This window comes from Pseudomonas sp. (assembly GCF_050739655.1).
In the GTDB taxonomy this organism is placed as follows: domain Bacteria; phylum Pseudomonadota; class Gammaproteobacteria; order Pseudomonadales; family Pseudomonadaceae; genus Aquipseudomonas.
This window is the reverse complement of sequence record NZ_JBOIBY010000529.1, coordinates 1-7,590: the sequence shown is the minus strand read 5'-3', so window position 1 is coordinate 7,590 and position 7,590 is coordinate 1. Positions and strand designations below refer to the sequence as shown.

The following is a 7,590-nucleotide window of genomic DNA, read 5'->3' as shown; positions in this document are numbered from 1 at the left end:
CTCCAGGGGGGATTGGCTAGAGATCGTTTTCTTCTATTAATACTGTTGGCTAATAGCGAAAGCCAATCAGCAGCATCAGGTTTGCCAATGAGCCAACCGTCCGTCCAGTGGGTAAAGTTCTCTCCATCAACTTCTTAACCCCTGACGGAGAGTCAACGATGCCTATCATCAACAGCCAAGTTAAACCGTTCAAAGCTGATGCATTCAAAAATGGCGACTTCGTAAAAGTCTCGGACGCTGACCTGAAAGGCAAGTGGTCTGTGGTTTTCTTCTACCCAGCCGACTTCACCTTCGTATGCCCGACCGAACTGGAAGACCTGGCTGACAACTACGACGCATTCCAGAAGCTGGGCGTCGAGATCTACAGCGTTTCCACCGACACCCACTTCGCCCACGCTGCCTGGCACAACACTTCGCCAGCCATCGGCAAGATCCAGTACACCATGATCGGTGACCCGACCCACGCCATCTCCCGCAACTTCGACGTGTTGATCGAAGAAGCTGGCCTGGCAGACCGCGGCACCTTCGTGATCAACCCTGAAGGCCAGATCAAAATCGTTGAACTGAACGATGGCGGTGTCGGCCGTGACGCTTCCGAGCTGCTGCGCAAAATCAAGGCTGCTCAGTACGTCGCGGCGCACCCAGGTCAGGTTTGCCCAGCCAAGTGGAAAGAAGGCGAGGCCACTCTGGCTCCGTCCCTGGACCTGGTCGGCAAGATCTAAGTCTGTGATCGCTTCATCGGGGCGGAACTCCGCGCCTACTCAGTAAGCTGCACCGCCCAATAAAACGCCCGGGCGAGATTCGCTCGGGCGTTTTTTTATGCAAAGAATTTGATAAAGGAAATCGCCCGTATGTTGGACGCCAATCTTAAAGCCCAGTTGAAATCGTACCTGGAACGGGTCACCCAACCGATCGAGATCGTTGCATCCCTCGACGACGGTGCGAAATCCCAGGAAATGCTGGAACTGCTCAAAGACGTTGCCAGTCTATCCAGCCAAATTAACTTGCTCGACAACGGTGATGACGCACGCAAGCCATCGTTCTCGATCAGCCGCCCGGGTGCTGACATCAGCCTGCGTTTCGCCGGCATCCCTATGGGCCACGAATTCACTTCGCTGGTGCTGGCCTTGCTGCAAGTCGGCGGCCATCCTTCGAAGGCCAGTGTCGAAGTGATCGAGCAGATTCGCTCGCTCAAAGGCGAGTTCAACTTCGAAACCTATTTCTCGCTGTCATGCCAGAACTGCCCGGACGTGGTCCAGGCGCTGAACCTGATGGCGGTGCTCAACCCAAGTATTCGCCACGTCGCCATCGACGGCGCGCTGTTCCAGGCTGAAGTCGATGAACGCCAGATCATGGCGGTGCCGAGCATCTACCTCAATGGTGTGAACTTCGGCCAGGGTCGCATGGGCCTGGAAGAGATTCTCGCCAAGATCGACACCAGTGGTATCGAGCGTCAGACCGAGAAAATCAGTGCCAAGGACGCGTTTGATGTGTTGGTGGTCGGCGGTGGTCCAGCCGGCGCTTCGGCGGCGATCTACGCGGCTCGTAAAGGTATTCGCACCGGTGTTGCGGCTGAGCGTTTTGGTGGTCAGGTGCTCGACACCATGGCGATCGAAAACTTCATTTCCGTGCAGGAAACGCAAGGGCCAAAGCTGGCCGTGGCACTGGAAGAACACGTCAAGCAATACGACGTGGACATCATGAACCTGCAACGTGCTGACAAACTGGTGCCAGGTAAAGAGGGCGAACTGCACGAAGTTCACTTCGCCAGCGGTGCGAAGCTCAAGGCTAAAACCGTGATCCTGGCGACCGGTGCGCGGTGGCGGGAAATGAACGTCCCGGGTGAGCAGCAGTACCGCAACAAAGGCGTGGCGTACTGCCCGCACTGCGACGGTCCACTGTTCAAAGGCAAGCGTGTAGCAGTGATTGGTGGTGGTAACTCTGGCGTCGAGGCCGCCATTGACCTGGCCGGTATCGTGGCCCATGTCACGCTGCTGGAGTTCGATGTGCAGTTGCGCGCCGATGCGGTTTTGCAGCGCAAATTGCACAGCCTGCCGAACGTCACGGTGATCACCAGTGCGCAAACCACTGAAGTGACCGGCGACGGCCAGAAGGTCAACGGCTTGCGTTACAAGGATCGTCAGAGTGATGAACTGCGCACTGTCGAGCTGGAAGGCATCTTCGTGCAGATCGGTTTGTTGCCCAACACCGATTGGCTAAAAGGCACGATCGAGTTGTCGCCGCGCGGCGAGATCATCGTCGATGCCCGTGGTGAAACGTCGACGCCGGGCGTGTTTGCTGCCGGTGACGTGACTACCGTACCGTACAAGCAGATCGTGATTGCGGTGGGCGAGGGGGCCAAGGCATCCCTGAGCGCATTCGATCACCTGATCCGCACGTCGGCCCCGGCATAACCTCGGGCGCTGAAACACAAAAAAGATCGCAGCCTGCGGCAGCTCCTACAGAGGTCTCATGTAGGAGCTACCGCAGGCTGCGATCTTTTGATTTTGTGTTACAGCGGAGCCGGCTGAATGATCTCGACCCAATAGGCATCAGGATCCTTGATAAACGCCAGGCTCTTCATGCGGCCGTCACTCAAGCGCTTCTGGAAGTCACAGCCCAGCGCTTCAAAGCGCTCGCAGGCAGCGATGATGTCCGGTACCGAGATGCAGATGTGACCGAAACCACGTGGGTCGGTGTTGCCATTGTGGTAGGCAAAGTCCGCGTCGTTCTCAGTGCCGTGGTTATGGGTCAGCTCGAGAATGCCGGGGATCGATTTCATCCACTCGGTGCGCGCGGCGGCGTCGGCCGGGATCTGGTCTTTGTCGACGAGGGCGAGGAAGTACAGGCTGAATTCGGCTTCCGGAAAGTCGCGCTTTTCCACCAGCGAAAAGCCAAGGATGCGGGTATAGAAATCCAGCGACTTGGTGATGTCCTTGACCCGCAGCATGGTGTGGTTGAAAACAAATTTGTGGGTCGCGGTGTCAGGCTGTGCGGTGACGCCGGGGAAAGTGTTCAATTCTTGCAGGCTCATGGGCCCTCCGAAAAAAGTGGGGCTGGAGAATGCCGACAATGATACGCAAGGGTTGCGACATCACCAAACTCAAAGCGTCAGCTATTGCCTGACAACTGGTCGAGGCTCAGACTTCATTGCTCTTCATATGAGTGTTCATGGCAATGTTTCGAGTCTGTAAGTCGGTGTTCATTTTGATGGGCGTGTTGTGCGGGGTTGCCACTGCTCGCGCTGAAACGCCGGTCATCACCTGGCCTGCCGGTTGGCAGGTTGAAGAGATTGAGCAAGGGAGCACCACCCCTGATGTTTCTCGTCAGCGGGCGGTAAAAAACGACCAGGGTGGAACGCCAGTCATGGTGATGGAGCTGACCATGACGCGGGTGGAAAGCGGTCATCAAGTGAACCTGGAAGGCGTGTTGCTGGAGATGCGCAAGTCAGTGCAAAAAGACTTTTTTCAAAGTGGCTATCAAAGTGTCTGTAATCGAATTCATCCAACAACCTTGAGCCGCTTATCTGCGTTGGAATCTACCTGCACCATCACACAAAATGGACGCCATGTGCTTTCTCAAACACTGGTCGCCGCCGTGGATGCTGATAAGGCTTACGTTCTTTCCTACGCAGGGCAGGCCGAGGCTTATAAAGCCAGCCAGGAAGAAATAGAAATGGTACGTAACGGCTTGAAACTATAGTTAAACACTTTAGTGGCTGCAGGCTTTGAGGTCGTTCAGAAATTTTTAGATACCGATGGGCATAAACGCGAAGTTGGTCAGTAAATAATGAAATGTGCGAGACAAGGCGTTGCATTTAGATGCTATTCATGAAAAAGCCCTGCATGTGCAGGGCTTTTTTAACAGCGCGAGTATTTAGCCGCGCAGCCAGGAGTCAACGGTGGCGGCGCCGTATTGTTCCTTCCAGGCTTTCAGGCCGCGATGGTTGCCACCTTTGGTTTCAATCAGTTCACCGGTGTGCGGGTTCTGATAGACCTTCACCACGCGAGCACGACGGGTTTTAGGTGCGGAGGCTTGTTGCAGGCCGGATTTTGCAGGGTTCGGATCGAGAATGGCGACGATGTCGCGCAGGCTCTTGCCGTAGGTTTTCATCAGCCCCTGGAGTTTTTCTTCGAATTCGATTTCTTTCTTCAGCCCGGCGTCGTTCTTCAGCGATTCCAGCTGCTTTAGCTGTTCTTGAAGGGCCTTTTCAGCTGCACGAAATTCAGCGAGTCTGGACAATATCTTTACTCCAATAGTGTGTGTGGCTGAGACCAACCGCAAACAAAGCTATAAGCCAAGAGCCTTGAAGCGACTCGGTGATTAAATGGCTCACCTGCCGAATTACCGCAGGCATGAAAAATTGTAGTAGTTAATTGCCCGAGAGTAAATCATGTCTTTTTTTTCATGTAACAAGAATAGTCTTTTTGAATCCAGCGGGGGCGCTCCGTTTGGCGCTCTCGTCCTTAAAGCCGTGAGTTAATGATCGCTTAATGCACTAATGAACTCCGCGCCAGGCACGGGTCGCCCGAACAGATAGCCTTGCTGGAAGTTAACGTTATGAGCGGTCAGGTAATCACTTTGCTCTTGGGTTTCCACACCTTCTGCAACCATTGCCAGGTCAAGCTTGCGCGCAAGTTCGATGATGCTGTCCAGAATGTGCCCGGACAGCGTATCAATGCCGATCATGGCGACGAAACTCTGGTCGATTTTCAGGAAGTCCACATTGAATTGACGCAGATAGCCAAGGCTGGAGTGTCCGGTGCCGAAGTCGTCAATGGCGATCATTACGCCCAGCTCGTGCAATTGTTCGAACAGTTGATGGGTGATGGCCGCGGGTTCGATCAGTTCGCGCTCGGTCAATTCCAGCACCAGATGGATGGAGCCGGGAGCAAAGGCATTGAGGAATTCGCGACAGTCCTTGACCAGCTCCAGGTTCTGGCAATGGTTGGCAGTGATGTTGATGCCGATATGAAAGGGTTCGGTGAAGGAGGGCGAAAGTGGTCCAAGCAAGGCCGCGGTTTGCTGAATCAAAGAGCGAGTCATCGGTACGATCAGGCCCGAGTGCTCGGCAAACGGAATGAACAGTTCGGGGCTTACCAGACCTTCTTTCGGATGACGCCAGCGCATCAGCACTTCAACGCCCGACAGTTTCTTGCTCTCGCTCTGAACCACAGGCTGAAAATAAGGAATGAACTCTCCAGCTTCCAGTGCGCGCTGCATTTCGTGGGTGGGCGACGTTGAGCGTTTCTGTAGAAAATACCCAATCGATCCGGCAATGACGCCGAAGAAGATCAACAAGCTGAACAGCGGCGGGTACTCGCTGGTCATGTAACGCCAGGTTTCACCTTGCGCAAAGCCGGCTTCCACGCTGAATTCGTAACGTGATGACTTGAGCATGTTTTGTGCGACGGGGAAGTCGGGCAGGGCACCGGTGTGAAATTGGCCGTCAGCGTTTAGCCAGTTGTTGCCCACTTGTAGTACCAACAGCGTGGCTCGGCCGATCATGCGCAGAACGTTACTTAAGTGGTAACCGTCCAGCGTGCTCATCGCGCCGCGTTTTCCATCGCCGAGCCGATACACCAGTAAGGCGCTATCGGGCGTGACCGGGTTGCCCTTCATCAGCAAGAGTCGGCCAGCGCGATAGTCACCGGAACTGATTTTTTCGTGATAGTTGCCGAACAACGAACTGCAATAAATGGTGTCGTCCCACACCAGGTTGGTCGAACGCACAAAGGGTCGCCGGGTCACCTGCTCACGCAAGGCCAGATTGACGTCCAGGCAACTTTGCCCGGCCAGTGGCAGTAATTCGCGCGCCGCTTGAGAGGTGTTGTCGAGAATCAGCTCAAACTGGCGAATGGCCTCTTCGGCGGTATCCTGTGTGCTTTGTTTGAGTGTTCGCTCAGCCTGCATGTAGAGGATGGCGAAGCCCAGTAGAACCGGGAGCAATCCACTCAACAGGGGCACGGCAATTCTGATACTGCGTTTACGGCGTTTGATTTTCAGTGGCATTTGCGAAACCTGCAGCAATGAAATGGAGCTCTCGAATGCTGGCAGGGCCAATCGCCTCCCAAAAAGAGTTCAGGTACGAGCCATGATAGTTCGCGTGTGGGCTTTACGTGGATTTCCCTCCACAACAAACCCTTTGCACAGGTGGAAAAAAGGGGGATTTTATACAGAGGGCGGACAAACTGATTTACGCTGTGTAGAATCAGGTTACGCATACAATAATAATCGTCTTCTGGCAGCAGAAGCCTCGCCCGTCAGAGCCTTGGGTCGACAATGAAGATATTCGGGTTTCAATTGATCTACGGTGATTTCCTCGCCCGCAGCGTGCGGGGCATCTCTTGCGCGCCACCCTCCGGCCTCAGCATTGCTTACAACTAACCTTTGTTAATTGATAAAGAATGATGAGGCGCCAACCATGGCAGATTTATACGAAAACCCGATGGGCCTGATGGGCTTTGAATTCATCGAGCTCGCTTCGCCGACCCCTAACACCCTGGAGCCGATCTTCGAGATCATGGGCTTCACCAAGGTCGCGACCCACCGCTCCAAGGATGTGCACCTGTATCGCCAGGGCGCGATCAATCTGATCCTCAACAACGAACCGCACAGCGTGGCCTCCTACTTTGCGGCAGAGCACGGCCCGTCGGTGTGCGGCATGGCGTTTCGCGTCAAGGATTCGCAAAAAGCCTACAAGCGCGCCCTGGAACTGGGTGCCCAGCCGATCCACATCGAAACCGGCCCGATGGAACTGAACCTGCCGGCGATCAAAGGCATTGGCGGCGCGCCGCTGTACTTGATCGACCGTTTCGGCGAAGGCAGCTCGATCTACGACATCGACTTCGTGTTCCTCGAAGGCGTTGATCGTCACCCGGTTGGCGCTGGCCTGAAGATCATCGATCACCTGACCCATAACGTGTATCGCGGTCGCATGGCGTACTGGGCCAACTTCTACGAGAAGCTGTTCAACTTCCGCGAGATTCGCTACTTCGACATCAAGGGCGAGTACACCGGTTTGACCTCCAAGGCCATGACCGCACCGGACGGCATGATCCGCATTCCGCTGAACGAAGAGTCGTCCAAGGGCGCGGGGCAGATCGAAGAGTTCCTGATGCAGTTCAATGGCGAGGGCATCCAGCACGTGGCCTTCCTCAGTGATGACCTGGTCAAGACCTGGGATCACCTGAAAAGCATCGGCATGCGCTTCATGACGGCACCGCCGGACACCTACTACGAGATGCTCGAAGGCCGTTTGCCTAATCACGGCGAGCCGGTGGGTGAGTTGCAGGCGCGGGGCATTCTGCTGGACGGTTCGTCCGAGTCGGGTGACAAGCGACTGCTGTTGCAGATCTTCTCGGAAACCCTGATGGGGCCGGTATTCTTCGAGTTCATCCAGCGCAAGGGCGACGATGGATTCGGGGAAGGCAACTTCAAGGCGCTGTTCGAATCTATCGAGCGCGATCAGGTTCGTCGTGGTGTGTTGTCTACTGACTGAGCCAGCATAAAAAAACCGGTCATTGACCGGTTTTTTTGTAGATCAAAAGATCGCAGCCTGCGGCAGCTCCTACACAGGTCTCATGTTGG

The 7,590-nt window shown here is 55.1% G+C and carries 7 protein-coding genes; 4 read left to right on the top strand and 3 right to left on the bottom strand.

Annotated elements, in window-relative coordinates; all coding sequences use genetic code 11:
* Nucleotides 1-158: 158 nt before the first annotated feature.
* Nucleotides 159-722, top strand: a complete 564-nt coding sequence (gene ahpC, locus ACRESJ_RS25165) for an alkyl hydroperoxide reductase subunit C (protein WP_007975937.1) — start codon at nt 159-161, stop codon at nt 720-722.
* 129 nt (nt 723-851) lie between these two features.
* A complete protein-coding gene (ahpF, locus tag ACRESJ_RS25160; RefSeq protein WP_431760324.1) occupies nt 852-2,414 on the top strand; it encodes an alkyl hydroperoxide reductase subunit F in 1,563 nt (520 codons plus the stop codon).
* Nucleotides 2,415-2,512: 98 nt separating this feature from the next.
* Here ahpF and gloA read toward each other — a convergent pair whose 3' ends face one another.
* Entirely contained in the window at nt 2,513-3,034 is a 522-nt protein-coding gene (gloA, locus tag ACRESJ_RS25155; RefSeq protein WP_431760323.1) for a lactoylglutathione lyase, read from the bottom strand.
* A 143-nt stretch (nt 3,035-3,177) separates the two neighbouring features.
* Here gloA and ACRESJ_RS25150 point away from each other — a divergent pair, with 143 nt between their 5' ends.
* On the top strand, nt 3,178-3,702 hold the full coding sequence (locus ACRESJ_RS25150) for a DUF4946 domain-containing protein (protein WP_431760325.1): 525 nt from the start codon (nt 3,178-3,180) through the stop codon (nt 3,700-3,702).
* A 174-nt stretch (nt 3,703-3,876) separates the two neighbouring features.
* Here the strand turns inward: ACRESJ_RS25150 and ACRESJ_RS25145 are convergent, their stop codons facing one another.
* Both ACRESJ_RS25145 and ACRESJ_RS25140 read right to left on the bottom strand, forming a co-directional pair.
* Nucleotides 3,877-4,242, bottom strand: coding sequence for a histone-like nucleoid-structuring protein, MvaT/MvaU family (locus tag ACRESJ_RS25145; RefSeq protein ID WP_431760322.1), 366 nt, complete (start codon nt 4,240-4,242; stop codon nt 3,877-3,879).
* 237 nt (nt 4,243-4,479) lie between these two features.
* Complete coding sequence (locus ACRESJ_RS25140; RefSeq protein WP_431760321.1) at nt 4,480-6,012, bottom strand: EAL domain-containing protein; 1,533 nt, start codon at nt 6,010-6,012, stop codon at nt 4,480-4,482.
* A gap of 412 nt (nt 6,013-6,424) precedes the next feature.
* On the opposite strand from ACRESJ_RS25140, the gene hppD reads away from it, so the two are divergent.
* Nucleotides 6,425-7,501, top strand: coding sequence for a 4-hydroxyphenylpyruvate dioxygenase (hppD, locus tag ACRESJ_RS25135; protein WP_431760320.1), 1,077 nt, complete (start codon nt 6,425-6,427; stop codon nt 7,499-7,501).
* Nucleotides 7,502-7,590: the final 89 nt, after the last annotated feature.